General features: G+C 73.6%; 1 protein-coding gene. It reads right to left on the reverse strand.

Going from position 1 to position 231, the window contains the following annotated elements; all coding sequences use genetic code 11:
• Positions 1–16 precede the first annotated feature (16 nt).
• Positions 17–231: hypothetical protein (locus KVT28_RS27285; protein WP_217551476.1), on the reverse strand; the 215-nt coding region annotated here is incomplete at its 5' end.

Genomic DNA, 231 nt, shown 5'->3' on the forward strand with positions numbered 1-231 from the left:
GTCGGTCATGCCGCAATCACGCAAGAAAACGCCCTCTCGTTCCCACCAGCAGCAGATCGCCCGGGCCCTGCACCAGGCCTGCGGGTGCGGCTACCAAGAAGCCCTGCGCCGTGTCACCGAGGCAGCCCGCCAGCGGCTGCTGCCGCCGGTACTGGACCAGGCGGGCCGGGCCGCAGCCCTCGAGCTGCTCCTCTCCCCGGACCGCCAGCGCGGCCCGCAGGCCCGGCCGAT

Origin of the sequence: Pantoea sp. GbtcB22, from assembly GCF_019091025.1 — a bacterium.
Taxonomy (GTDB): Bacteria; Pseudomonadota; Gammaproteobacteria; order Enterobacterales; family Enterobacteriaceae; genus Pantoea; species Pantoea leporis.